The organism is Pseudomonas sp. FG86 (genome assembly GCF_057808775.1).
Genome location: NZ_JBMDIS010000057.1, coordinates 15,006 through 40,063, shown reverse-complemented (window position 1 = coordinate 40,063; position 25,058 = coordinate 15,006). Strand labels below are relative to the sequence as shown.

Genomic DNA, 25,058 nt, shown 5'->3' with positions numbered 1-25,058 from the left:
GAGCTTGCTCGCGAAAAACGTCAACGATTATGCGGATTGCCTGAATGAATAACGCGCCCTCAGGTTTTTCGCGAGCAAGCTCGCTCCTACAGGGGCCAGGGTCATTTGCAGGCAATGTCGTAAACGCACCTTTGCGTGGCGTCCGTAGGCATTTGACCTGCCTGCGCCAGCCCTACCATCGCATCAAAGGGCTATGCCACCGTGCACGGGCCTCAACAATACGAAAGGCTGGGAGAGACGCGATGTTCAGCAAGAAAGACCAGATCCAGGGTTATGACGATGCACTGCTGGCGGCGATGAATGCCGAGGAGCAACGTCAGGAAGATCATATCGAGCTGATCGCGTCGGAGAACTACACCAGCAAGCGCGTCATGGAAGCCCAGGGCAGCGGCCTCACCAACAAATACGCCGAAGGCTACCCAGGCAAGCGCTACTACGGTGGTTGCGAGCACGTCGACAAGGTCGAGGCCCTCGCCATCGAGCGCGCCAAGCAGCTGTTCGGCGCCGATTACGCCAACGTACAGCCGCACTCCGGCTCCTCCGCCAACAGTGCGGTTTACCTGGCGCTGCTGAACGCCGGCGACACCATCCTCGGCATGAGCCTGGCCCACGGCGGCCACCTGACCCACGGCGCCAAAGTGTCGTCCTCGGGCAAGCTGTACAACGCCGTGCAGTACGGTATCAACACCGACACCGGCCTGATCGACTACGACGAAGTCGAGCGCCTGGCCGTAGAACACAAACCGAAGATGGTAGTGGCCGGTTTCTCCGCCTACTCCAAGACCCTGGATTTCCCACGCTTTCGCGCGATCGCCGATAAGGTCGGTGCGCTGCTGTTCGTCGACATGGCCCACGTTGCTGGCCTGGTCGCCGCTGGCCTGTACCCGAACCCGCTGCCGTACGCCGATGTGGTCACCACCACCACCCACAAGACCCTGCGCGGTCCCCGTGGCGGTTTGATCCTGGCCAAGGCCAACGAAGAAATCGAGAAGAAACTCAACGCTGCCGTATTCCCCGGCGCCCAGGGTGGCCCGCTGATGCATGTGATCGCCGGCAAGGCGGTGTGCTTCAAGGAAGCCCAGGAGCCAGGCTTCAAGGCCTACCAGCAACAAGTGATCGACAATGCCCAGGCCATGGCCAGCGTGTTTATCAAACGCGGCTACGATGTAGTGTCCGGCGGCACCGATAACCACCTGTTCCTGGTCAGCCTGATCCGTCAGGGCCTCACCGGCAAAGAGGCGGACGCCGCCCTCGGTCGCGCCCACATCACCGTCAACAAGAACGCCGTACCGAACGACCCGCAGTCGCCGTTCGTGACCTCGGGCCTGCGCATCGGCACCCCGGCGGTGACCACGCGTGGTTTCAAGGTGCCGCAGTGCATCGAGCTGGCCGGCTGGATCTGCGACATCCTCGACAACCTCGGCGACGCCGACGTCGAGGCCAACGTGGCCAAGCACGTGTCTGCCCTGTGCGCTGATTTCCCGGTTTATCGCTGAGCGCGGTTTTGGAGTAATGACTATGCAACGCTACTCGGGCTTCGGCCTCTTCAAGCACTCACTCAGCCACCACGAAAACTGGCAGAAGATGTGGCGCACGCCGACCCCTAAAAAGGTCTACGACGTGGTCATCGTCGGCGGCGGCGGGCATGGTCTGGCAACCGCCTACTACCTGGCCAAAGAGCACGGCATCACCAACGTGGCCGTGGTCGAGAAAGGCTGGCTGGGCGGCGGTAACACCGCGCGCAACACCACCATCGTGCGCTCCAACTACCTGTGGGACGAGTCAGCGCACCTGTACGAACACGCGATGAAACTGTGGGAAGGCCTGTCCCAGGACCTGAACTACAACGTGATGTTCTCCCAGCGTGGCGTCTACAACCTGTGCCACACCCTGCAGGACATCCGTGATTCCGAACGTCGCGTCAGCGCCAACCGCCTTAACGGCGTGGATGGCGAGCTGCTGAATGCCAAGCAAGTGGCCGACGAGATTCCGTACCTGGATTGCTCGAAAAACACGCGCTACCCGGTACTCGGCGCCACCGTGCAACGTCGCGGCGGCGTGGCCCGTCACGATGCCGTGGCCTGGGGCTTTGCCCGTGCGGCCGACGCCCTCGGCGTGGACTTGATCCAGCAGACCGAAGTGATCGGCTTCCGCAAGGAAAACGGCGTGTGCATCGGCGTGGAAACCAACAAGGGTTTTATCGGCGCCAAGCGCGTCGGTGTGGTCACCGCGGGTAACTCCGGGCACATGGCGTCCCTCGCCGGCTTCCGTTTGCCGATCGAATCCCACCCGCTGCAAGCGTTGGTGTCGGAGCCGATCAAGCCGATTATCGACAGCGTGATCATGTCCAACGCCGTGCACGGTTACATCAGCCAGTCCGACAAGGGCGACCTGGTGATCGGCGCCGGTATCGACGGTTACAACGGCTACGGCCAGCGCGGCTCGTACCCGGTGATCGAACACACCATCCAGGCCATCGTCGAGATGTTCCCGGTGCTGTCGCGGGTGCGCATGAACCGCCAGTGGGGCGGTATCGTCGACACTACCCCGGATGCCTGCCCGATCATCTCCAAGACCCCGGTGCCGAACATGTTCTTCAACTGCGGTTGGGGTACCGGTGGCTTCAAGGCCACCCCAGGCTCAGGCAACGTGTTTGCCGCCAGCCTGGCCAAAGGTGAGATGCACCCATTGGCTGCACCTTTCTCCATCGACCGTTTCCACAACGGTGCGTTGATCGACGAACACGGCGCTGCAGCCGTCGCCCACTAACAAAGCGCCATGAAAACTACTGCGCTCGGCAATACTGCGTTGAAAACAGGCTCGAAATGCTCACTTAGTAAACTAAGCTCCGCTTTCTCCCCTGTTTTCGCCTTGTCTTGCCTTCGCTCGCTACGTTTTCAAGGCGCTTGAGAGGAGAAATTCCCTATGTTGCATATCTTCTGTCCTCACTGTGGCGAACTGCGCTCCGAAGAGGAATTCCACGCGTCCGGCCAAGCGCACATCCCGCGCCCGCTGGACCCGAACGCCTGCACCGATGAAGAGTGGGGCGACTACATGTTCTTCCGCGATAACCCGCGTGGGTTGCACCACGAACTGTGGATTCACGCCGCCGGTTGCCGCCAGTATTTCAACGCGACCCGCGACACCGTGACCTACGAAATTCTTGAAACCTACAAGATTGGCAGCAAGCCGCAATTCACCGCCAAGGCTTCTGGAGAGAAGGTATGAGCCAGATCAATCGCCTGTCCAACGGTGGCCGGATCGACCGTAACAAAGTCCTGACCTTCAGCTTCAACGGCCAGAGCTACAAAGGCTTCGAAGGCGACACCCTGGCCGCTGCATTGCTGGCCAACGGCGTCGACATCATTGGCCGCAGCTTCAAGTATTCGCGCCCACGCGGCATCTTTGCCGCCGGCGCCGAAGAGCCGAACGCGGTGCTGCAGATCGGTGCCACCGAAGCCACCCAGATTCCCAACGTGCGGGCCACGCAACAGGCGCTGTACCAGGGTTTGGTTGCCACCAGCACCAACGGCTGGCCGAGCGTGAACAACGACATGATGGGCATTCTTGGCAAGGTCGGCGGCAAGCTGATGCCGCCGGGTTTCTACTACAAAACCTTCATGTATCCGCAATCGTTCTGGATGACCTACGAGAAGTACATCCGCAAGGCTGCCGGCCTTGGCCGCTCGCCGACCGAGAACGATCCGGATACCTACGACAACTTCAACCGTCATTGCGACGTGCTGGTGGTCGGCGCCGGCCCTGCTGGCCTGGCGGCTGCACTGGCCGCCGCGCGCAGCGGTGCCCGCGTGATCATCGCCGATGAGCAGGAAGAGTTCGGCGGTTCCTTGCTCGACTCCCGCGAAAGCCTCGACGGCAAGCCCGCCACTGAATGGGTCGCCAGCGTTATCGCCGAACTGAAAGCCCTGCCGGACGTGGTGCTGCTGCCCCGCGCCACCGTCAACGGTTACCACGACCATAACTTCCTGACCATTCACGAGCGCCTGACCGACCATCTCGGTGACCGTGCACCGATTGGCCAGGTGCGCCAGCGCATCCACCGTGTGCGTGCCAAGCGTGTGGTCCTGGCGACCGGTGCGTGTGAGCGTCCGCTGGTGTACGGCAACAACGATGTACCGGGCAATATGCTCGCCGGCGCGGTCTCCACCTACGTGCGCCGCTACGGCGTGGCACCGGGCAAGAAACTGGTGCTGTCGACCAACAACGATCACGCCTACCGCGTTGCCCTGGACTGGTTTGACGCTGGCCTGCAGGTGGTCGCCGTGGCCGATGCCCGTCACAACCCACGTGGCGCGCTGGTGGAAGAAGCGCGCGCCAAAGGCATTCGTATCCTCACTGGCAGCGCCGTGATCGAGGCCCGTGGCAGTAAGCACGTCACCGCCGCTCGCGTGGCTGCCATCGATGTGAAAGCCCACAAAGTCACCAGCCCCGGCGAGTGGCTGGACTGCGACCTGGTGGCCAGTTCCGGCGGCTACAGCCCGGTGGTCCACTTGGCTTCGCACCTGGGCGGCAAACCGACCTGGCGTGAAGACATCCTCGGTTTTGTACCGGGCGAAGCACCGCAGAAACGCGTGTGCGTCGGTGGCATCAATGGCGTCTATGGCCTTGGCGATTCCCTGGCGGACGGTTTTGAAGGCGGCGTGCGCGCGGCCAGCGAAGCCGGCTTTACCCCGGTGGAAGGCACGTTGCCCAAAGCCTTGAGCCGTCTTGAAGAGCCGACCCTGGCGCTGTTCCAAGTGCCTCACGAGAAAGCTACCGCACGGGCGCCGAAGCAATTTGTCGACCTGCAAAACGACGTCACCGCCGCCGCCATCGAGCTTGCTACCCGCGAGGGTTTCGAGTCGGTCGAGCACGTCAAGCGCTACACCGCGCTGGGTTTCGGCACCGACCAGGGCAAGCTGGGTAACGTCAACGGCCTGGCGATTGCCGCGCGCTCGCTGAACGTGACCATCCCGCAGATGGGCACCACCATGTTCCGCCCCAACTACACGCCGGTGACCTTCGGCGCGGTAGCGGGCCGTCACTGTGGGCATATCTTCGAGCCGGTGCGCTACACCGCGCTGCACGCCTGGCACGTTAAAAACGGCGCCGAATTTGAAGATGTCGGCCAGTGGAAACGCCCATGGTACTTCCCACGCAATGGCGAAGACCTGCACGCCGCCGTGAAACGTGAATGCCTGGCCGTGCGCGACAGCGTCGGCCTGCTGGATGCCTCCACCCTCGGCAAGATCGACATCCAGGGCCCGGATGCGCGTGAGTTCCTCAACCGCATCTACAGCAACGCCTGGACCAAGCTCGACGTGGGCAAGGCGCGCTACGGCCTGATGTGCAAGGAAGACGGCATGGTATTCGACGACGGCGTCACCGCCTGCCTTGCCGACAACCACTTCCTGATGACCACCACCACCGGCGGCGCGGCTCGCGTACTCCAGTGGCTGGAAATCTACCAGCAGACCGAATGGCCGGACCTGAAGGTGTACTTCACCTCGGTCACCGACCACTGGGCGACCATGACCCTGTCCGGCCCCAACAGCCGCAAGCTGTTGGCGGAAGTCACCGACATCGACCTGGACAAGGACGGCTTCCCGTTCATGACCTGGAAGGAAGGCTTGGTTGGCGGTGTGCCGGCGCGGGTGTTCCGTATCTCGTTTACCGGTGAGTTGTCGTACGAAGTCAACGTGCAGGCCGACTACGCCATGGGCGTGCTGGAGCAAATCGTCGAGGCGGGCAAAAAGTACAACCTGACCCCGTACGGCACCGAAACCATGCACGTACTGCGTGCCGAGAAAGGTTTCATCATCGTTGGCCAGGACACTGACGGCTCGATGACCCCGGACGACCTGAACATGGGCTGGTGCGTAGGCCGCACCAAACCGTTCTCGTGGATCGGCTGGCGCGGCATGAACCGTGAAGACTGCGTGCGCGAAGAGCGTAAGCAACTGGTGGGCTTGAAGCCGGTCGATCCAAAAGTGTGGCTGCCGGAAGGCGCGCAGTTGGTGTTCGATCCGAAGCAGGCGATTCCGATGAAGATGGTTGGCCACGTCACCTCCAGCTATGCGCATAACTCCCTGGGTTATTCGTTTGCGATGGCGGTGGTCAAGGGCGGCTTGAAGCGCATCGGTGAGCGGGTGTTCTCGCCGCAAGCGGATGGCAGTGTGATCGAGGCGGAGATCGTGTCTTCGGTGTTCTTTGACCCGAAAGGCGAGCGGCAGAACATCTGATAGACCGAGTCGCCTGCATCGCAGGCAAGCCCCCTCCCACAGGGAATGCATTCCAAATGTGGGAGGGGGCTTGCCCCCGATGAGGCCAGAACAGTCACCACAGAATTCAAAACAGGTGCTTTATGACAGCAGCCAATGTTTACCAACAACGCCCCACCACCGGCGCCAAGGCCGAGTCGTCGCTGCACCATGCCGACCTCGCCAGCCTGGTCGGCAAGGGCCGCAAGAACGCCGGCGTGACCGTGCGTGAAAAGAAACTGCTCGGCCACCTGACCATCCGTGGCGACGGCCATGACGCCGCCTTCGCCGCTGGCGTACACAAAGCCCTGGGCATCGAGTTGCCTGGCGCCTTGCAGGTCATCGTCAAAGGCGAAACCAGCCTGCAATGGCTCGGCCCGGATGAGTGGCTGCTGGTCGTGCCCAGCGGTGAAGAATTCGCCGCCGAACAAAACCTACGTGCTGCGTTGGGCGACCTGCATATCCAGGTCGTCAACGTCAGCGGCGGCCAGCAGATCCTCGAACTGAGCGGTCCGAACGTGCGTGATGTGCTGATGAAGTCCACCAGCTACGACGTGCACCCCAATAACTTCCCGGTGGGCAAGGCGGTGGGCACGGTGTTCGCCAAGTCGCAACTGGTGATCCGCCATACCGCTGAAGACACCTGGGAGCTGGTGATCCGTCGCAGCTTCTCGGATTACTGGTGGCTGTGGTTGCAGGACGCCTCGGCTGAATTCGGCCTGAGCGTTCAAGCCTGATATGACCCTGTAGGAGCGAGCTTGCTCGCGAAAAACGTCAACGATAACGCGCGCATCCTGAATGAACGCGGCGCCCTTGGATTTTTCGCCAGCAAGCTCGCTCCTACAGTAAGTAGCATCGCTGTATGAGGAGTTAACTGTAATGAGCCGCGCACCCGATACATGGATTTTGACTGCCGACTGCCCCAGCGTGCTCGGCACGGTGGACGCGGTCACCCGCTACCTGTTCGAGCAGGGCTGTTATGTGACCGAGCACCACTCGTTCGATGACCGCCTCTCGGGCCGATTTTTTATTCGTGTGGAATTCCGTCAGCCCGACGGCTTCGACGAGCAGGCGTTTCGCGCCGGCCTGGCCACGCGCGGCGAAGCCTTTGGCATGATCTTCGAGCTGACGGCGCCGAACTACCGGCCAAAAGTGGTGATCATGGTCTCCAAGGCCGATCACTGCCTGAACGATCTGCTGTACCGCCAGCGGATCGGCCAACTGTCGATGGACGTGGTCGCGGTGGTGTCCAACCACCCTGATTTGAAACCGTTGGCCGACTGGCACCAGATTCCCTACTACCATTTCCCTCTCGACCCGAACGACAAACCGTCCCAGGAGCGTCAGGTGTGGCAAGTGATCGAAGAGACCGGCGCCGAACTGGTGATCCTTGCGCGCTACATGCAAGTGCTGTCGCCGGAGCTGTGCCGCAAGCTGGATGGCAAGGCGATCAATATCCATCACTCCTTGTTGCCGGGGTTCAAGGGCGCCAAGCCGTATCACCAGGCGTACAACAAGGGGGTGAAATTGGTCGGCGCCACGGCGCATTACATCAACAACGATCTGGACGAAGGACCGATCATCGCCCAGGGCGTGGAGGTAGTGGATCACAGCCACTATCCCGAGGATTTGATTGCCAAGGGGCGCGATATCGAAGGGCTTACCTTGGCCCGGGCGGTGGGGTATCACATTGAGCGGCGGGTGTTTCTGAACGCCAATAGGACGGTGGTGCTCTGACTGACGCCAATCGGGGGCAAGCCCCCTCCCACATTTGGAATGCGGTCGAATGTGGGAGGGGGCTTGCCCCCGATGAGGCCCTCACAAACAACACAAGAAACAGCATCTGTACCCGAGCACTCAACGCGCTGCCCACCCTACGGGCAACGCAGTTCCATAAAAACAACAGCGAGGTGAAAGCATGTCTGGTAATCGTGGTGTCGTGTATCTCGGCAACGGCAAGGTCGAAGTACAGAAAATCGACTATCCCAAAATGCAGGACCCCCGTGGCAGGAAGATTGAGCACGGCGTCATCCTGCGCGTGGTCTCCACCAACATCTGCGGCTCCGACCAACACATGGTGCGTGGCCGCACGACTGCCCAGACCGGCCTGGTGCTCGGTCACGAGATCACCGGTGAAGTGATCGAGAAGGGCAGTGACGTCGAAAACCTGAAGATCGGCGACCTGGTTTCCGTTCCCTTCAACGTCGCTTGCGGCCGCTGCCGCTCCTGCAAAGAACAACACACCGGTGTGTGCCTCACCGTCAACCCGGCCCGTGCCGGCGGCGCCTATGGCTACGTCGACATGGGCGACTGGACCGGTGGCCAGGCTGAATACGTACTGGTGCCCTACGCCGACTTCAACCTGCTGAAACTGCCGGACCGCGACAAGGCCATGGAGAAAATCCGCGACCTGACCTGCCTCTCCGACATCCTGCCGACCGGCTACCACGGCGCCGTCACCGCCGGCGTGGGGCCAGGCAGCACGGTGTACATCGCCGGTGCCGGTCCTGTCGGCCTGGCTGCCGCCGCCTCCGCGCGCCTGCTGGGCGCGGCGGTGGTGATTATCGGCGATGTCAACTCTATCCGCCTGGCCCACGCCAAGGCGCAAGGGTTTGAAGTGGTCGACCTGTCCACCGACACCCCGCTGCACGAACAGATCGCCGCCCTGCTGGGTGAGCCTGAAGTGGACTGTGCCGTTGACTGCGTGGGCTTCGAAGCCCGCGGCCACGGGCACGACGGCGTCAAGCACGAAGCCCCTGCCACGGTGCTCAACTCACTGATGGGCGTGGTGCGCGTGGCGGGCAAGATCGGCATTCCCGGCCTGTATGTCACCGAAGACCCAGGTGCTGTCGACGCTGCCGCAAAAATGGGCAGCCTGAGCATCCGCTTCGGTTTGGGCTGGGCCAAATCCCACAGCTTCCATACCGGCCAGACCCCGGTGATGAAGTACAACCGCCAGCTGATGCAGGCGATCATGTGGGACCGCATTCACATCGCCGACATCGTGGGGGTTGAAGTCATCAGCCTGGATGACGCCCCGCGTGGGTATGGCGAGTTCGATGCGGGCGTGCCGAAGAAGTTTGTGATTGATCCGCATAAGTTGTTCAGCGCGGCATAAATCCCAGGCATACGAAAACCCAAATGTGGGAGGGGGCTTGCTCCCTCCCACATTTGGGTTGTGGTGTTTGGGATCTCAACGGTTGGCCAAGGCACCTTGGTAGACGGTCGGGCCCGTCGGTTGCTTGCTCACCGAGCCCCCTTTGCTCTCCGCACTCACCATCAATTCCACGGGCTTGCTGATCGAGGCCTGCTGCCTTGGGTTCAAGCCGATGATGCCTTCGCCATCTTCCGGTAACAGCCCAAGTGACACGGGCTTGCCGCCATTGGGAATCGCCCACAGTTCCAGGCTCTGGTCCGGCGCGGGTGTGGTGATGGCGATGGGTTGCACTTCCAGGTAATCCTTGTGCGCCATGATCTGCGCCGCCGGCTGTTGGGTGGTGGTGATCAGGGTGGCGGTGGACTTGACGTTGTCCTGGGTGTAGAACGCGACGCCGAGGCCGGCGATCACGGCCACGCAGACGCCGATAAACAGGCGTGGACGGCTCCAGAAGGGTGGTTTTGGCTCAATCATGGGGGGGCGGGTCGCGCTCATGGAATTGTTCCTGACAGGTTTTGGAGTCATTTCATTGACTCTGCCCCAGCCATTGGGTTCCTGGGACGCCTCGGAACAATGTGCCGGATACCCAGTCAAACGCCTGCTTTTACCCCTACATCCAGAGGTTGTTTCGATGAAGATTTCACGCGGTTTTGCCCTTTCCTGCCTGATGAGCCTGGCCGCCGCCCCGGTGTTTGCCGCAGGGTTCAGCCTTGGCGACGCGGCCAATGCCATCTCCGGCATGCAAGGGGGTAACAACAAGGCCGCAGCCGCCGCACCGTCGTCCGAGACGGCGGACCTGCTGACCACGCTGACCTCGCAACTGAACATCACCCCCGAACAAGCCGTGGGCGGTACGGGCGCCATGCTGGGCCTGGCCAAGAACAAACTGAGCGGCAACGACTATTCGCAACTGGGTAACAGCGTGCCGGGCCTTGACCAACTGTCGGGCAACAATGCATTGGGCAGCCTCGGGGCCTTGAGCGGGATGCTCGGCCAGAACGGTGGCAGCAAGACCAGCGGCCTGGACGGCCTGCTGGGTAACGTGAAGAACACCAACGACCTGAATACCGCGTTCAGTGCCCTGGGCATGGACAGTGGCATGGTCGGCCAGTTTGCCCCGCTGATCCTGCAATACCTGGGCGGGCAGGGTGCCAACAGCTCGCTGCTGGGTAAACTGGCCCAGGCCTGGGGAACCGGCAGCTAAATACGCTCTGCGCGCAGTTGAGCGATGCGCGCATCCTTCTCCTTCCAGAGCTGGTTCACCCAGTTCTGGACGCTCTGGCGAAACGCTGGATCGTTCTCGTAATCCCCTTGCCACAACGCCGGGTCCAGCTCACGGGTGTGGATATCAATGATCACCTTCGGCACCGCGCCGCTGATCAAATCCCAGAACCCCGGAATCTTTTGCTGCGGGTAGACCACGGTTACGTCAAGCACCGCGTCCAATTGTTCACCCATGGCCGCCAGCACAAACGCCACGCCGCCCGCCTTGGGCTTGAGCAAGTGCGTGAATGGCGAATCCTGCTGCTTGCGCTTGGCCTCGCTGAACCGCGTGCCTTCCAGGTAATTGACCACCGTCACCGGCTGGCGCTTGAACAGCTCGCAGGCTTGCTGGGTGATCTTGAGGTCCTGGCCGGCCAGTTCCGGGTGCCTGGCCAGGAACGCCTTGGTGTAGCGCTTCATGAACGGGTAATCCAGCGCCCACCAGGCCAGGCCGAGGAAGGGTACCCAGATCAGCTCTTTTTTCAGGAAGAATTTGAAGAACGGCGTGCGGCGGTTGAGGGCCTGGATCAGCGCCGGGATGTCCACCCAGGATTGGTGGTTGCTGATCACCAGGTAGCTGGTGTCGCCGCGCAGTTCGTCGCCGCCGCGAATGTCCCACTGGGTGGGGATGCACAAGGAGAAAATAAGCTTGTCGATCTCGGCCCAGGTCTCTGCGATCCACATCACCGCCCATGAGGCATAGTCGCGAAACCGCCCTGGGGCCACCAGCTTGAGCAGGGCAAAGACCATCAGTGGGCCAAACAGCACCAAGGTGTTGAGCAATAGCAGCAGTGTGACCAAACAGCCGGTGAGCAGGCGGCGCATAAGTAACTCTTGGAATCTTGTGGGCGGGCCATCATAAGCAAGCTGAGTCTATAGGCCAAATCGCAAATGGCCGTACGAATGTTTCACAATGTGCCGGTTATGGTGGGTGTGACTAACTAAGTGCTGTCTTTGCGGTCTAGAATCCGCCTACTTCTTTCCGAGGAAATCACTTCGTGAAACTGCTTCTTGCCTCCCTCGCCCTGGCTGCCCTGCCTGTCATGGCCGCCGAGCCGACCCTTTACGGTCGCTACGAATACATCCAGTTGCCGGAGATCGGCGAAACCTTCAAGGCCAAGATGGACACCGGCGCGCTGACCGCCTCACTGTCGGCCCGGGACATTGAGACGTTTACCCGTGATGGCGACGACTGGGTGCGCTTCCGCCTCGGTGGTAAAGACGCCGGCAACAAAGTCTACGAGCACAAGGTGTCGCGCATCAGCAAGATCAAGAGCTGCGCCGACGAAGACGACGAAAAAGACGAAGCCACCGTGGCCAAGCGCCCGGTGATCGACCTGGAAATGTGCCTGGGTAACGTCAAGCGTACCGTCGAGGTCAACCTCACCGACCGCAGCAGCTTCAACTACCCGTTGCTGATCGGCGCCAAGGCTCTGCGTGAGTTCGGCGCGGCGGTCAACCCGGCCCGTCGTTACACGGCCGACAAACCGGACTGCTGATTTGAACCCATGCCCCACATCCTGATTGTCGAAGACGAAGCGGCGATAGCCGACACATTGATTTTCGCCCTGCAAGGCGAGGGTTTCACCACCACCTGGCTGAGCCTTGGCCAGGAGGCGTTGGCCCATCAACGCCAGACCCCGGCCGACCTGATCATTCTCGACATCGGCCTGCCGGACATCACCGGCTTTGAAACCTGCAAGCAATTGCGCCGTTTCAGTGAGGTGCCGGTGATGTTCCTCAGTGCACGGGATGGCGAGATCGATCGGGTGGTGGGGCTGGAGATCGGTGCCGACGATTATGTGGTCAAGCCGTTCAGCCCGCGGGAAGTGGCGGCGCGCGTACGGGCGATCCTCAAGCGTGTCGGCCCCGGCGTGGCGCCCGCTGTGTTCCAGGTCGACCTGGAGCGCATGCAGATCAGCTTTCGCGGCCATCCCTTGAGCCTGACGCGCCATGAGTTTCGCCTGCTGCAAAGCCTGCTGGAGCAACCTGAGCGCGTGTTCAGCCGCGAGCAACTGCTGGACGCGGTGGGCGTGCCCGCCGATGCCGGCTATGAGCGCAATATCGACAGCCATATCAAGAGCCTGCGCAGCAAATTACGCAGCGTGGCCGCCGATGCCGAGCCGATCCAGACCCATCGCGGCCTCGGCTACAGTTACAGCCCGAGCCACAGCTGATGCGCCTGGGGCTGCGGATTTTCCTGGTGTATGCGCTGTTCATCGGCCTGACCGGCTACTTCGTGCTCAATACGGTGATGAAGGAAATACGCCCCGGCGTGCGCCAGTCCACCGAAGAAACCCTGGTGGATACGGCCAACCTGCTGGCTGAAGTCCTGCGCGATGACGTCAGGAATGGCACCCTCGGCCAAAGCCACTGGCCGGAGCTGCTCAAGGCCTACGGCAACCGCCAGCCCGGCGCGACCATCTGGGGTCTGCCGAAAAACCAAGTCAACCATCGCATCTACGTGACGGACGCCCAGGGCAAGGTGTTGCTTGACTCCAGTGGCGAAGCGGTGGGCCAGGACTACTCCAAATGGAACGATGTGTACCTGACCCTGCGCGGTGAATACGGCGCGCGCTCCACCCGCAGCGAAGCCGACGACCCCACCTCCTCGGTGATGCACGTGGGGGCGCCGATTCGCGACAATGGCCAGATCATCGGCGTGGTCACCGTGGCCAAGCCCAACAGCTCATTGCAGCCGTATATCGACCGCACCGAGCGGCGCCTGCTCTGGTACGGCGCCGGGCTGGTCATCCTCGGCTTGCTGCTGGGCGCAGTGTTGTCGTGGTGGTTGAGCGTTGCCCTGCGGCGCCTGACCGCCTATGCCGAAGCCGTCAGCGAAGGCCGGCGTGCCGAGTTGCCGCATTACCGCGGCGGCGAGCTGAAGCAGTTATCCACCGCCGTGGAGCATATGCGTACGCAGTTGGAGGGCAAGGCGTACGTCGAGCATTACGTGCACACCCTGACCCACGAATTGAAAAGCCCGTTGGCCGCAATTCGCGGCGCGGCGGAGCTGTTGCAGGGTGATATGACCCGTGAGCAGCAGCAGCGCTTCGTCGGCAATATCGACAGCGAAAGTGCGCGTTTGCAGCAGTTGATCGAGCGCCTGCTGAGCCTGGCGCAGGTGGAGCAGCGCCAGGGCCTGGAAGAACAGGTGAGCATCCCGCTGGCGGCCTTGGTCGATGCTGTACTCAACGCCCAGTGTGCGCGAATTGAAGGCGCTGGGCTGCAAGTCGAACAGACGATTGCCGCCGATGTGCAGGTGTTCGGCGAGCCCTTCCTGCTGCGCCAGGCCCTGGGCAACCTGCTGGACAATGCCCTGGACTTCACCCCGCCCGGTGGCGTCTTGAGATTCAGCGCACACACCCGGCACAACGATGTACAGATCAGCCTGTTCAACCAGGCCGCGGCGATTCCCGACTACGCCTTGCCGCGCCTGAGCGAGCGTTTCTACTCCTTGCCGCGACCGGCCAGCGGGCGCAAGAGCACCGGCCTGGGGCTCAATTTTGTCGAGGAAGTGATGAAGCTGCACGGCGGCGCCTTGCAGATCGGCAATGTACCTGGCGGCGTGCAGGTGGTGCTGCATCTCCACACAGTCTCCACATTGCCCACATAAATCGCCCACATGGGCTGCGCAGACTCTCCCCATCAAAACAGGGAGAGACCCATGAACCGCAGCCTGCTTTTCAAACTTGGCGCGATTGCGCTGCTGATCCTGCTGTTGCTGATTCCGTTGCTGATGATCAACGGCATCATCAGCGACCGCCAGCAACTGCGCGACGGCGTCCTGATGGACATCGCCCGCAGCTCCAGCTATGCCCAGCGCCTCACCGGCCCGGTGATGGTGGTGCCGTATCGCAAGACCGTGCGCGAGTGGAAACTCAATGAAAAGCTCAACAAGCGCTACGAGGTCACCCGTGAAGAGCGGGGTCGTCTGTATTTCCTGCCGGACCGTTTTGAGCTCGACGGCAAGGTGCAGACCGAACTGCGCGCACGGGGTATTTACCAGGCGCGGCTGTTCCATGCCGACAACCGTATCAGTGGGCGTTTCGAGCTGCCTGCACAGTTGGGTATCACTGAAGACTTCGCCGATTACCGTTTTGAAGCGGCGTTTCTGGCAGTGGGCATCAGCGACATTCGCGGCATCGAAAATGCGCTGAAGTTGGAGCTGGGCGGCCAGCGCCTGGAATTCGAACCGGGCTCCCAAGTGGACTGGCTGGGGGAGGGCGTGCATGTGACGTTGCCAGAGCAGGAGAGTAAAAAGCCAGGTGTGATCGACTTTGCTTTCGACCTGCGCCTGCAAGGCACCGAGCAACTGCAAGTGGTGCCGGTGGGCAAGACCAGCCAGGTGACACTTGCCTCCAACTGGCCGCACCCCAGCTTTATCGGCAACTTCCTGCCGGCCCAGCGCGAAGTGACTGACAACGGCTTCACGGCCAGCTGGCAGACCTCGTTCTTTTCCACCAACCTCGAACAGGCCCTGCAAACTTGCCTGGATGGGCAAGGCTGCAGCGACTTCAACAACCGCAGCTTTGGCGTGAACTTCATCGACCCGGTGGACCAGTACCTCAAGAGCGATCGCGCGATCAAATACGCGCTGTTGTTTATCGCCCTGACCTTTGCCGGTTTCTTCCTCTTCGAAGTGCTCAAGAGCCTGGCGGTGCACCCGATTCAATATGCATTGGTGGGTGTTGCCTTGGCATTTTTCTACTTGCTGCTGTTGTCATTGTCCGAGCACCTGGGCTTTGCCCTGGCGTACCTGATATCGGCAAGTGCCTGCGTGCTGTTGATTGGTTTCTATGTGTGCCATGTGCTGCGTAGCGTGGCCCATGGCCTGGGGTTTTCGGCGGGGTTGGCGGCGTTGTACGGCTTGCTGTACGGGCTGTTGAGTGCCGAGGATTACGCGCTGCTGATGGGCTCGCTGCTGCTGTTTGGGCTGCTGGGCACGGTGATGGTGCTGACGCGCAAACTGGATTGGTATGGCGTGGGCAAGCGCAAGACGGCCGAGCCGCTGCAGTTCGACCTGGAGGCGGTGCAATGATCGGGTTGCGCGAGGATCAGCAAGTAGGGGCGCAGTTAGCCGCAAGGATCGCCACATTCCTCAATACCACCACTGTCCAATGTGGGAGTGGGCTTGCCCGCGATAGCGGTGGTTCAGAAACAGATGTGCTGAATGACATACCGCGATCGCGGGCAAGCCCGCTCCCCCATTGGGTCGGTGTGAACATCAGGTCGGCGGCTGGGTCTCCAGCATCGAAGGCCGCTGGCTGACCTCGGCGTACCAGGCGGCCAGCTTGGGGTTATCCGAGCGCCAGTGCATGTCAGGATGACGGAAGTCGAGGTAGCCCAGAGCACAGGCCACGCTGATCGAAGCGATGTCGAAGTGGCTGGCCAGTTCGGCGATGGCATCCTGCTCCAGTTCGGCGACGGCGCGGCGGATTTTGTTGCGCTGCTCGTCGAGCCACGGCGCCCAGTGTTTTTCCACTGGACGCAGGGCGGTCTCGTAACGCACCAGCACGGCGGCATCCATGATCCCGTCGGCCAGCGACGCCAGGGTCAGGCGGCGCCAGCGGGCCGAGCCGTCACGAGGGATCAGCGGGTTGCCGACGTGCTGATGGTCGAGGTAATCGAGGATCACCCGGCTGTCGTGCAGCACACTGCCGTCGGCCAGGCGCAGGGCCGGGATCTTGCCCACGGGGTTGCCTTGTACCACCTGCGCGTCAGGGGTGACCGGTGTCGGCATGCAGGCCTGCAACGCTACACGGTCCTGCTGGCCGGTCTCGATCAGCAACACGCGCACTTTGCGTACGAACGGGGAAGCGGGGTTATGGAACAAGGTCATGCTGGGAGCGGACATGGGCATTCCTCTGAATGGGCTGTGGCTAGCCTAGAGGGTTGCGCGGTGGCTGGCGAGGGGGAGTGCGGGGGTTTTTGAGGGCCTCATCGGGGGCAAGCCCCCTCTCACAGTTGACCGAGTCGTCATGACGAGCGCAGAACGCATGTGGGAGGGGCGGTGCGACGATTCGACTTGCCCCCGATAGCGCCCTCAGCCACGCCGCTTGAACAACGCCCAACTACCAATGGCAGCCGGTATGCCCAACCCCACCCAACTCAACGAGTCCCACCCCCCATCCCCCAGCAACGCTGCAAATAACCCGGCGGCGCTGAGCAGGCCGATCCCCAGCGGAATGCCAAACACCTTCCAGAAGCTCGACTGCCTTGGCTTCATGCCTTGCCCGCCTTGCGCCGTACGACCCACAGGTAAATGCCACTGCCCAGCACGATGACGGTCAGCACATCCAACACCGCCCACAGGACCTTCATCGGCATGCCGCCATAGTCACCAAAGTGCAGCGGTTGGGACATGCCCATGGCGTCCATGTACCACGGCCGTTCGGCGATGGCGGTGACAGCCAGGGTGCTGGCGTCGATCAGTACCGGTGTGAGCAGGTGCGAGGTCAGGTGCGTGCTGCCCTTCATGAACACCGCGTAATGGTGCTCGCTGGAAAAGCGCGTGCCGGGGAAGGCGATAAAGTCCGGCTGCATGCCCGGTGCTGCCTCGGCGGCAATCTTCAGCAGCTCGGTGGCCGGTGCGCGTTGGGTCAGCGGCGGGGCGTTCTTGTAGGGTTCGATCATTGCGCTGAGGCTGTCGGTACGCCAGGCGGCGATGATCAAATCGGCACAGGCGCTGATCACCCCGGTCACGCCGACCACCAGCGCCCAGGTCAGGGTGACCACACCGATCAGGTTGTGCAGGTCGAGCCAGCGCAGGCGCGTGGACTTGTCCTGGCGCACGGTGGCGAACTTCAAGCGGCGCATGAACGGCAGGTACAGCACCGTACCCGAGACGATGGCCACGACAAACAGCAGGCCCATGAACGCCAGCAGCCACTTGCCCGGCAGACCGGCGAACATATCCACATGCAAGCGCAGCAGGAACAGCGTCAGCCCGCCGTTCGCGGACGGCATCTCCACGGCTTCGCCGGTGCGCGCGTCGAGCATGAAGGTGTGGGATGAGTTGGGCTCGGTGCCGGCGGTGGCGGCCATGATCGCGATCACGCCGTTCTTGTCGTCTTCGTCCCAGGCCAGGTATTGCAGGGCTTCACCGGGGCGATGGGCCTGGGCCTTGGCCACCAGTTGTTCCAGGTTCAACTGCGGGGTGTCGACGGGCATCGCTTGCAGTTGCGGCTCATTGCCCAGCAGATGATCGATCTCATGGTGAAAGATCAGCGGCAGGCCGGTGAGGGCGAGCAACAGCAGGAACACCGTACAGATCAGGCTGCTCCAGGTGTGGACGAAGGACCAGCGGCGGATGGTTTTGCTTTTCATGTGTATAGCCTTCAGACACACCCAGGCCGCCCACAGGGGCGGCCTGGGTGCTGACTCAGCTGATTACCACTGGTAGGTGGCACTGGCGACGACGCTGCGTTGGTCGCCGAAGTAGCAGTAGTTGCCGTCACAGGTCGACAGGTAGTCCTTGTTGAACAGGTTGGTGGCATTCAACTTCACCGACGCACCCTTCAGGCTGTTGTCGAGGCGGCCGAGGTCGTAATGCACCGCGCCGTCGAACACGGTGTAGGCGTTAGCCTTGCCCAGCCAGGTGTTGGCCTGGTCGCCATAGGTATTGCCGGTGTAGCGGGCGCCCAAGCCGATGCCGAAACCGTCCAGTACGCCGCTGTGCCAGGTGTAGTCAGTCCAGAGCGAGGCTTGTTGATTAGGCATCAATGTCAGGCGGTTGCCTTTGTAGATACCTTTTTGCACCTCCGACTTTGCCAAGGTGTAGGCGGCAATGACCTTGAGGTTTTCGCTTACGTCAGACACCGCTTCCAGCTCCAGGCCCTTGACCTTCACTTCACCGGTCTGGTCGTTGATTTGCTGGCCCCCCGCACCGAGGGTGGTCACCTGCACATTCTTTTGGGTTAGGTCGTAGACCGCCGCACTCAACAGCGTATTGGAGCCGGGCGGCTGGTACTTGACCCCCATTTCCCATTGCTTGCCTTCCGTTGGTTTGAATGTCTTGAGCGCGTTTGTATCTGCGTTGCTCGCCGGTTGGAATGACTCGGCGTACGACACGTAGGGGACGAACCCTGAGTCGAACACATAGCTGAGCGCCGCGTTGCCACTGAAGTGTTTGATGCGGTCGGTGTTGGTCGCATCGCTATCGTTGAAGTAGGTGGTGCCCTGATGCACCCAATCCTCACGCCCGCCCAAGGTCAGGCGCCACTTATCCAGGGCCATCTGGTCTTGCACGTAGAGGCCGGTTTGCACGGTTTTCTGGTTGTAGTCGTAAAACGGCCTGACATCTGTCGGGCGCAGGGTTGGCTGGGTGTTGACCGGGTTGAAAATGTTGATACCCGAGGCTGTGCCGTATATCGCGCGATAGGAAGTATCGGTGCGCTGGTGATCCAGGCCCAGCAGCAGGGTATGGGTGATGTCGCCGGTGGCAAAGTCGGCCTGGAAATTGTTATCCACTGCGAACTGGCCAATGTTTTCGTCAACGTTGGTGGTCGAGCGGCTGATATTGCCCGCGGCATCAGCCGGGGAGAACGCGTAGGAACCGACGGTCAGTTGCTGGAACGACAACTCCGACTTGGTGTAGCGCAGGTTCTGCTTGAACTGCCAGGTATCGTTGAAACGATGCTCGAAGGCATAGCCCAGCGCGTAGTAGGTGCGGTCGTAGAACTCGTAGTCCGGGTCGCCCAGGTTTTTGTGGTGGGAGACCTCGCCCAGCGGCGATTTGATCTTGGTGCCCTGGATCGGCATGAACTGGCTGGTGGTGCCGGTATCGTCGCGAGTGAACTGCGACAGCAGGGTCAGCTTGGTATCGGTGTCGATGTTCCAGGTCAGGCTGGGCGCGATGTTGTAGCGCTTGTTGTCGATGTGATCGACCTGGGTGCCGGCATCGCGCACCACGCCGCTGAGGCCATAGAGGAACTGGCCTTCATCATCGATCTTGCCGGTGCTGGCGAAGTTGATCTGGCGGTAGTTGTCACTGCCGTATTGCAGTTGGATGGCATGGCTTGATTCTGCGCTGGGACGGCGGCTGACCATGTCCAGCAGGCCGCCCGGTGGGGTTTGGCCGTATACCGACGAGGCCGGGCCACGCAGCAATGCGAGGCGGTCGAGGTTCCAGGTTTCGGCTTTCGGGTTGGCGTACACGCCGCGCGGCAAGGGCAGCCCGTCGAGGAATTGCGTAGGTTCGAAGCCGCGTACGCGCATCCAGTCGTAGCGGGTGTCGCTGCCGTAGCTGGCGGACACAATACCGGGCATGTACTTGACTGCGTCATCCAGGTTCTGGACGTTGCGGTCCTGCATTTGCTCGCGGGTGGCAATGGAGATCGAGCGCGGTGCTTCGACCAGCGCGGTGTCGGTCTTGGTCCCGGCGGCAGTGCGAGTCGCGACGTAGCCCTCTACGGGGCCCCAGGCACTTTCCGCATCACCCTGGCCGATGATGTTGGTCATCGGCAATGCCACCACACCGTCAGGAATCGCCACCAGGGTGTACGTGCCGGCACTGCTCTGCTCCAACTGCAACCCGGTCCCACGCAACGCTTCGCGCAACGCGCCCTGTGCATCGAACTGGCCTTTAACCGGCGCCGAGGTCTTGCCCGAGGCCAGCGTCGGGTTGAGGGTCAGCGCCAGGCCGGCCTGGCTGGCGATCTGGTTCAAGGTGCTGGCCAAGGGCGCGGCGGGCAGGTTGTAGGCACGCAGGCTGGAGGTTTGTTCGGCGGCGATCAGCGCAGGGCTGGCCAGCGGTGTGCTGAGGGCAATGGCCACGGCTAACAGGCTGGGGCGCAACAAAGTGTCTAGCGTGCGGGACATACGGCGGCTCCTGAATGGAAATATTTCTCAATTGCCTAGGTGCCGAACGAGAATCGAAAAGTGATAGGGCCGGGTGAAACTATTTTTTGCGGTGTGCTTGCGGGCCTCATCGGGAGCAAGCGCCTTCCCACATTTGAAGGTATTCCCACATCAAAATGTGGGAGGGGGCTTGCCCCCGATAGCGATAGCCCAGCTACACAGAACTTAAGGCTTACCCGTGACCGTCACCCACCACGGCGTGTGTTGCTCGATCTGCACCGGCAAGGTCGGCAACAACGCGTTGAGCGCCAAGGTGGTGTCATGCAACGGGAAGCTGCCGGTGATGCGCAGGTCGGCCACGGATTTATCCACACCCAGGTGGCCGCGGCGATAACGGCTCAGTTCCGCCACCACATCTTCCAGGCGCGCGTTGTCGACCACCAGCATGCCGCGCGTCCAGGCGTCGGTGGCGGGGGGGACGGCCAGCAGCGGGCCGAGGCCGTCGCTGCGCATCAGTACTTGCTGGCCTTGCTTGAAAATCTGTTCCTGAGGCAATGCCTCGGGCTGGGCAGCGACCGCCGATTGCAGCACGCTCAGGCGTGTGGCGTGGTCTTCGCGCTTGACGATAAACCGCGTACCCAGCGCTCGCAGGTTGCCGTCGCGGGTTTGCACATAAAACGGACGCGCATCGTGGTGGCCGGTTTCGACGAGGATCTCGCCTTCCTGCAGCACGATCAGCCGGCGCTGTTCATCGAAACGCACGTCAATGGCGCTGTGGGTATTGAGGTTGATCAGCGTGCCGTCCGCCAGTTTCAGCGTGCGCTGTTCACCGGTGGCGGTGCGTTGGTCGGCCAGCCAATAGTGAATCGGCACGTAGCGTTCACCGGCAAACAAGGCCAGGCCGCACACCAGCGCAATACTCGCCAGGCCGCTGCCCAGTTTGCGGACGCGCTGGCGAATGCCCTCGCGCGATTGCAGCAACGCCGCCCGCGCCGGGCCCGAGGCCATGCTGAAACGCTGGTCAAGCATGCCCAGTTGGCGCCAGGCGCGCGCATGTTCTTCATCACTGGCCAGCCATTTGGCGAACTCTTCCTGCTCCACCGGGCTGCCGTCACCGGAGTCGAGGGACAGTTGCCAGGCAATGGCGGCATCCAGCACACGGGCCGAAACCGGTTTTGAACTGATCGCGCTCACAACGGCTCGCCATACAGGGCGATATAACACTGGCGAATGCCCTGGGCCAGGTACTGGCGCACCCGCGGTACCGACACACCGAGGCGCTGGGCGATTTCGGCGTGGCCGAGGCCGTCGAGGCGGTTATAGAGAAAGGCGGCGCGGGCTTTGCTCGACAGCTTGCCGAGCAGGCGGTCGATGGCCTTGAGGTCTTCGAGGATTAGCTGCTGTGCTTCCGGCGAGGGGTGTTCGCTTTCCGGGATCAGCATCAGTTCGGTGAGGTAGGCCTGCTCCAGGGCGGCGCGCCGGAAGTAGTCGAACAGCAGGCCTTTGGCGATCGCCACCAGGAACGCCCGGGGCTCGCGGGGTTCACGCAACTCGGCACGGCACAGCAGGCGCATGAAGGTGTCCTGGCTCAGGTCTTCTGCGCGGCTCGGGCAGGCCACGTTACGGCGCAGCCAGGCCAGCAGCCAGCTGCGATGGTCGCGATACAACGCGCCAACAAGCTCACTGTGTGGGGACTGGACCGACGACAAGGCATCACCGAATAAACAAGTTTAAACTAACGAGAATTATTCGCGATTGTGTCAGAGGCGTGGGGCGGGCGCAATTTGTGTCTGTCGGGCGGTTGCTATTAAAACGATGGCGCTTGTTTACGCCGTTTCCATTGGCTCAAACGCTCTTGCAATGCTTGGGGGGTGTCGATCTGCTGCTGGCGCGCGCGGCTGAACAGGATCAGCATCAGTTCCGCCGTGGCCAGGGCATCGGCGCTGGCGTGGTGGCGTTCACCGACTTGCAGGTTGAAGTGCTCGAGCCAATGGTCCAACCCGGCTTCGCGTATGTTCGCCTCGGGGCACAGCAGCGGCGCGATGTCGGCCACGTCGAGAAACGGATGGGCCAGGCGGTAACCCAGGCTGTCCTTGAGCGCGCGGCCGAGCATGTGTTGGTCGAACGGTGCATGGAAGGCCAGCAGCGGGCTGTCACCGACGAACTCCATGAAATCCAGCAGCGCCTCCACCGGGTCGCTACCGGCGGCGATAGCGCTGGGGCCAAGGCCGTGGATCAGTACGCTGGGGCTGAGCTTGGTCTCGGTGCGTTGCAGGGTGCGCTCGAACAGCTGGGAAAAATCCACCGCGCCGTCCTCGATCACCACGGCGCCGATCGACAGCACCAGGTCGCGGTTGAGGTTCAGGCCGCTGGTTTCCAGGTCGACCACCACCCAGCGCTGCTGACGCAGCGACACGTCGCCCAGCGGCGCAGGTTTGGGTAACTGTTCCAGGCGCCGCTGTTGCGCCGCATCCAGTCCGGGTTTTGCCGCACGCAGCCAACCGAACAGGCTCACAGTTGATACCGCAAGGTCAGGCTGCTTTGCAGGCGCTGGGCCTGGCGCAGGGATTCGCGCAGGATACGTCGGTCCAGATGGTTGAGGCTGTCGGGGTCGACACGGTTGGAGTACGCCTGGTTTTCCCGGGTCTGCAACTGGTGCTGCTGCATGCGGGTTTGCTGGATAAAGTGGTACGCCTCTTCATAGGCGGCACCATCCAGTGGTTCGATCACGCCCTTGGCCACCAGCTGGCGCAGACGCTCCAGGGTGTTGATGGCGTGGATATCGTTGGCCAGGGCCAGCAGGCGTGCACCGTCGACAAACGGCGTGAGGCCCTGCACCTTGAGGTCCAGCGTGGCTTTCTCGCCACCTTTGCGCGTCAGCACGAACTCGCGAAAACGTCCCACCGGCGGGCGTTGGCGCAAGGCGTTTTCGGCGAGCATGCGCTGGAACAGCCGGTTGTCCGCGACCTGGTCGAGAATGCCTTGGCGCAGTTGCTCGCAGCCTTGCTCGTCGCCCCACACCACCCGCAGGTCGAAATAGATGCTCGAGCCCAACAGGTTCTCCGGCGTCGCCTCGCGGATAAACGCGGCAAACCGGCGTGCCCATTCGGCCCGCGATAGGCACAGCTCCGGGTTGCCGGCCATGATATTGCCCTTGCACAGGCTGAAGCCACACAGCGCCAGGCTCTGGTTGATCTGCTGCGCCAGCGGCAACAAGCGGCCACGAATCTCGGCTGCTTCGGCGGCGTCCTTGGCGTCGAACAGAATGCCGTTGTCCTGGTCGGTGTACAGCGTCTGCTCGCGACGGCCTTCACTGCCGAAACACAGCCAACTGAACGGCACGCCGGGGTCGCCTTTTTCGGCGAGGGTCAGCTCGATTACCCGGCACACGGTGTGATCGTTAAGCAGGGTAATGATGTGGGTGATCTGGGTGGATGATGCCCCATGGGCCAGCATGCGTTCCACCAACTGGCCGATCTCGCCGCGTATCGCCACCAGGTTCTCCACCCGGGGCGCGTTACGAATGGTGCGGGCCAGGTGGACCAGGTCGACACGTTGCAGGGAAAACAGATCGCGCTCGGACACCACCCCACACAGGCGCTGGTCTTTCACCAGGCACACATGGGCGATATGCCGCTCGGTCATGGCGATGGCGGCGTCGAAGGCGCTATGGTCCGGCGTCAAGAAGAACGGCGCCTGGGTCATAGACCCTTTGATGCCCTGGGTGAAATCGCTGGTGCCGTCGGCCACCACCTGGCGCAGGTCACGCAGGGTGAAAATCCCCAAGGGCGCCTTGTGCTCGTCGACGATCACGATGCTGCCGACCTGTTGCTCATGCATCAGCGTCACCGCTTCGCGTAGCGGTGTGTCGGGGCTGCACGTGACCGGATGGCGCATGGCCAATTCGCCCAGGCGGGTGTTCAGGGAATATTGGGTGCCGAGGGTTTCCACGGCTTTTTGCTGCACTTGCTGGTTGACCTGGTCCAGCAGGCTGCTGACGCCGCGCAGGGCAAAGTCGCGAAACGGGCTGGACAGCGCGAACAGTTTGATAAAAGCCGGTTTGTTCAGTTGCAGGCAGAAGGTGTCTTCGGCCGCCTTGTGCTCGGTGCGGGTCGCTCGTTCGCCAAGCAGTGCGGCGAGGGGGAAGCACTCGCCAGTGGTGATTTCGAAGGTGGTTTCGGCCGAGTCGGGCCTTTCGCCGACCACCCGGCCCTGTTTGACAATATAGAAGTGCTCGACCGGCCCACCCGACGGTTTGAGGATGCTCTCGCCGGGGGCGTAGAAGCGCAATTGGCACTGTTCCACCAGAAATGCCAGGTGGGCGTTTTCCATCTGGTTGAACGGCGGGAAGCGTTGCAGGAACTGCAGGGTGCCGTGGATATTCTGCAATACCGCTGTTTTTCCTGCCTGGGCGAAAGCATCAGCTTTACTCATAACCATGACCGCAATTTTTTTGTCGTTATCGTCCTGCATGGTCGACTCCTGCGCGGCGGGTGCCCATTGGACGTAAGTCTAGGTCGACCAACGAGGTGTAAATCTAGGGAAAAACCTTACATGGCTATCGTCCAAACCCCGTA

The 25,058-nt window shown here is 61.9% G+C and carries 22 protein-coding genes; 12 read left to right on the top strand and 10 right to left on the bottom strand.

What is annotated here, in order from left to right; translation table 11 throughout:
- The first annotated feature begins 242 nt into the window (after positions 1-242).
- From glyA to fdhA, 7 genes are all read left to right on the top strand, one after another.
- The gene (gene glyA, locus ACODSV_RS26325; RefSeq protein ID WP_024077784.1) at positions 243-1,496 is read left to right on the top strand and encodes a serine hydroxymethyltransferase; all 1,254 of its coding nucleotides are present in this window, start codon (positions 243-245) and stop codon (positions 1,494-1,496) included.
- A 22-nt stretch (positions 1,497-1,518) separates the two neighbouring features.
- Positions 1,519-2,769, top strand: a complete 1,251-nt coding sequence (locus tag ACODSV_RS26320; protein ID WP_010207084.1) for a sarcosine oxidase subunit beta — start codon at positions 1,519-1,521, stop codon at positions 2,767-2,769.
- Between the two features lie 156 nt (positions 2,770-2,925).
- Positions 2,926-3,228 (top strand): sarcosine oxidase subunit delta, encoded by a 303-nt coding sequence (locus ACODSV_RS26315; protein ID WP_024077783.1) that lies wholly within the window; start codon positions 2,926-2,928, stop codon positions 3,226-3,228.
- Positions 3,225-6,242, top strand: a complete 3,018-nt coding sequence (locus tag ACODSV_RS26310; RefSeq protein ID WP_024077782.1) for a sarcosine oxidase subunit alpha — start codon at positions 3,225-3,227, stop codon at positions 6,240-6,242. The genes ACODSV_RS26315 and ACODSV_RS26310 overlap by 4 nt, the downstream gene beginning before the upstream one ends.
- Positions 6,243-6,364: 122 nt before the next feature.
- On the top strand, positions 6,365-6,997 hold the full coding sequence (locus tag ACODSV_RS26305; RefSeq protein ID WP_024077781.1) for a sarcosine oxidase subunit gamma: 633 nt from the start codon (positions 6,365-6,367) through the stop codon (positions 6,995-6,997).
- A 142-nt stretch (positions 6,998-7,139) separates the two neighbouring features.
- A complete protein-coding gene (gene purU / locus ACODSV_RS26300) occupies positions 7,140-7,997 on the top strand; it encodes a formyltetrahydrofolate deformylase (RefSeq protein ID WP_024077780.1) in 858 nt (285 codons plus the stop codon).
- A 181-nt stretch (positions 7,998-8,178) separates the two neighbouring features.
- Positions 8,179-9,378 (top strand): formaldehyde dehydrogenase, glutathione-independent, encoded by a 1,200-nt coding sequence (gene fdhA, locus ACODSV_RS26295; protein WP_017847873.1) that lies wholly within the window; start codon positions 8,179-8,181, stop codon positions 9,376-9,378.
- Between the two features lie 75 nt (positions 9,379-9,453).
- Here the strand turns inward: fdhA and ACODSV_RS26290 are convergent, their stop codons facing one another.
- Positions 9,454-9,912, bottom strand: coding sequence for an anti-sigma factor (locus ACODSV_RS26290; protein ID WP_024077779.1), 459 nt, complete (start codon positions 9,910-9,912; stop codon positions 9,454-9,456).
- Positions 9,913-10,048: 136 nt separating this feature from the next.
- Between ACODSV_RS26290 and ACODSV_RS26285 the strand changes: the two genes are divergently transcribed.
- Positions 10,049-10,621: a DUF2780 domain-containing protein gene (locus ACODSV_RS26285; RefSeq protein WP_024077778.1), complete on the top strand. Its 573-nt coding sequence runs from the start codon at positions 10,049-10,051 to the stop codon at positions 10,619-10,621.
- On the opposite strand, the gene yihG is transcribed toward ACODSV_RS26285, so the two are convergent.
- A complete protein-coding gene (gene yihG / locus ACODSV_RS26280) occupies positions 10,618-11,505 on the bottom strand; it encodes a 1-acylglycerol-3-phosphate O-acyltransferase, YihG family (protein ID WP_150055555.1) in 888 nt (295 codons plus the stop codon). The two genes, ACODSV_RS26285 and yihG, sit on opposite strands and share 4 nt — an antisense overlap.
- A 173-nt stretch (positions 11,506-11,678) precedes the next feature.
- Between yihG and rloA2 the strand changes: the two genes are divergently transcribed.
- Genes rloA2 through creD form a run of 4 tightly spaced genes read left to right on the top strand, consistent with a single transcriptional unit; the run spans position 11,679 to position 15,721 of the window.
- Positions 11,679-12,179, top strand: coding sequence for a retropepsin-like aspartic peptidase RloA2 (gene rloA2 / locus ACODSV_RS26275; protein ID WP_489046820.1), 501 nt, complete (start codon positions 11,679-11,681; stop codon positions 12,177-12,179).
- A 9-nt stretch (positions 12,180-12,188) separates the two neighbouring features.
- Entirely contained in the window at positions 12,189-12,857 is a 669-nt protein-coding gene (creB, locus tag ACODSV_RS26270) for a two-component system response regulator CreB (protein ID WP_024077775.1), read from the top strand.
- Complete coding sequence (creC, locus tag ACODSV_RS26265) at positions 12,857-14,296, top strand: two-component system sensor histidine kinase CreC (protein WP_024077774.1); 1,440 nt, start codon at positions 12,857-12,859, stop codon at positions 14,294-14,296. Before creB ends, creC begins: the two co-directional genes overlap by 1 nt.
- A 51-nt stretch (positions 14,297-14,347) precedes the next feature.
- Positions 14,348-15,721: a cell envelope integrity protein CreD gene (gene creD, locus ACODSV_RS26260; protein ID WP_150055553.1), complete on the top strand. Its 1,374-nt coding sequence runs from the start codon at positions 14,348-14,350 to the stop codon at positions 15,719-15,721.
- A gap of 186 nt (positions 15,722-15,907) precedes the next feature.
- Here the strand turns inward: creD and ACODSV_RS26255 are convergent, their stop codons facing one another.
- The 8 genes from ACODSV_RS26255 to ACODSV_RS26220 all read right to left on the bottom strand — a co-directional run bounded on the left by ACODSV_RS26255 (position 15,908) and on the right by ACODSV_RS26220 (position 24,915).
- On the bottom strand, positions 15,908-16,537 hold the full coding sequence (locus ACODSV_RS26255; protein WP_150055552.1) for a glutathione S-transferase: 630 nt from the start codon (positions 16,535-16,537) through the stop codon (positions 15,908-15,910).
- A gap of 189 nt (positions 16,538-16,726) precedes the next feature.
- Entirely contained in the window at positions 16,727-16,909 is a 183-nt protein-coding gene (locus tag ACODSV_RS26250) for a hypothetical protein (RefSeq protein WP_069077128.1), read from the bottom strand.
- Positions 16,906-18,009, bottom strand: a complete 1,104-nt coding sequence (locus ACODSV_RS26245; RefSeq protein WP_150055630.1) for a PepSY-associated TM helix domain-containing protein — start codon at positions 18,007-18,009, stop codon at positions 16,906-16,908. The genes ACODSV_RS26250 and ACODSV_RS26245 overlap by 4 nt, the downstream gene beginning before the upstream one ends.
- A gap of 63 nt (positions 18,010-18,072) precedes the next feature.
- A complete protein-coding gene (locus tag ACODSV_RS26240; RefSeq protein ID WP_150095218.1) occupies positions 18,073-20,502 on the bottom strand; it encodes a TonB-dependent siderophore receptor in 2,430 nt (809 codons plus the stop codon).
- A gap of 204 nt (positions 20,503-20,706) precedes the next feature.
- A complete protein-coding gene (locus ACODSV_RS26235; RefSeq protein ID WP_024077767.1) occupies positions 20,707-21,675 on the bottom strand; it encodes a FecR domain-containing protein in 969 nt (322 codons plus the stop codon).
- Entirely contained in the window at positions 21,672-22,190 is a 519-nt protein-coding gene (locus ACODSV_RS26230; protein WP_041161036.1) for an RNA polymerase sigma factor, read from the bottom strand. The genes ACODSV_RS26235 and ACODSV_RS26230 overlap by 4 nt, the downstream gene beginning before the upstream one ends.
- A 98-nt stretch (positions 22,191-22,288) precedes the next feature.
- Entirely contained in the window at positions 22,289-22,996 is a 708-nt protein-coding gene (locus ACODSV_RS26225) for a 3'-5' exonuclease (RefSeq protein WP_069077131.1), read from the bottom strand.
- Entirely contained in the window at positions 22,993-24,915 is a 1,923-nt protein-coding gene (locus tag ACODSV_RS26220) for a putative nucleotidyltransferase substrate binding domain-containing protein (RefSeq protein ID WP_190301016.1), read from the bottom strand. Before ACODSV_RS26220 ends, ACODSV_RS26225 begins: the two co-directional genes overlap by 4 nt.
- Positions 24,916-25,058: the final 143 nt, after the last annotated feature.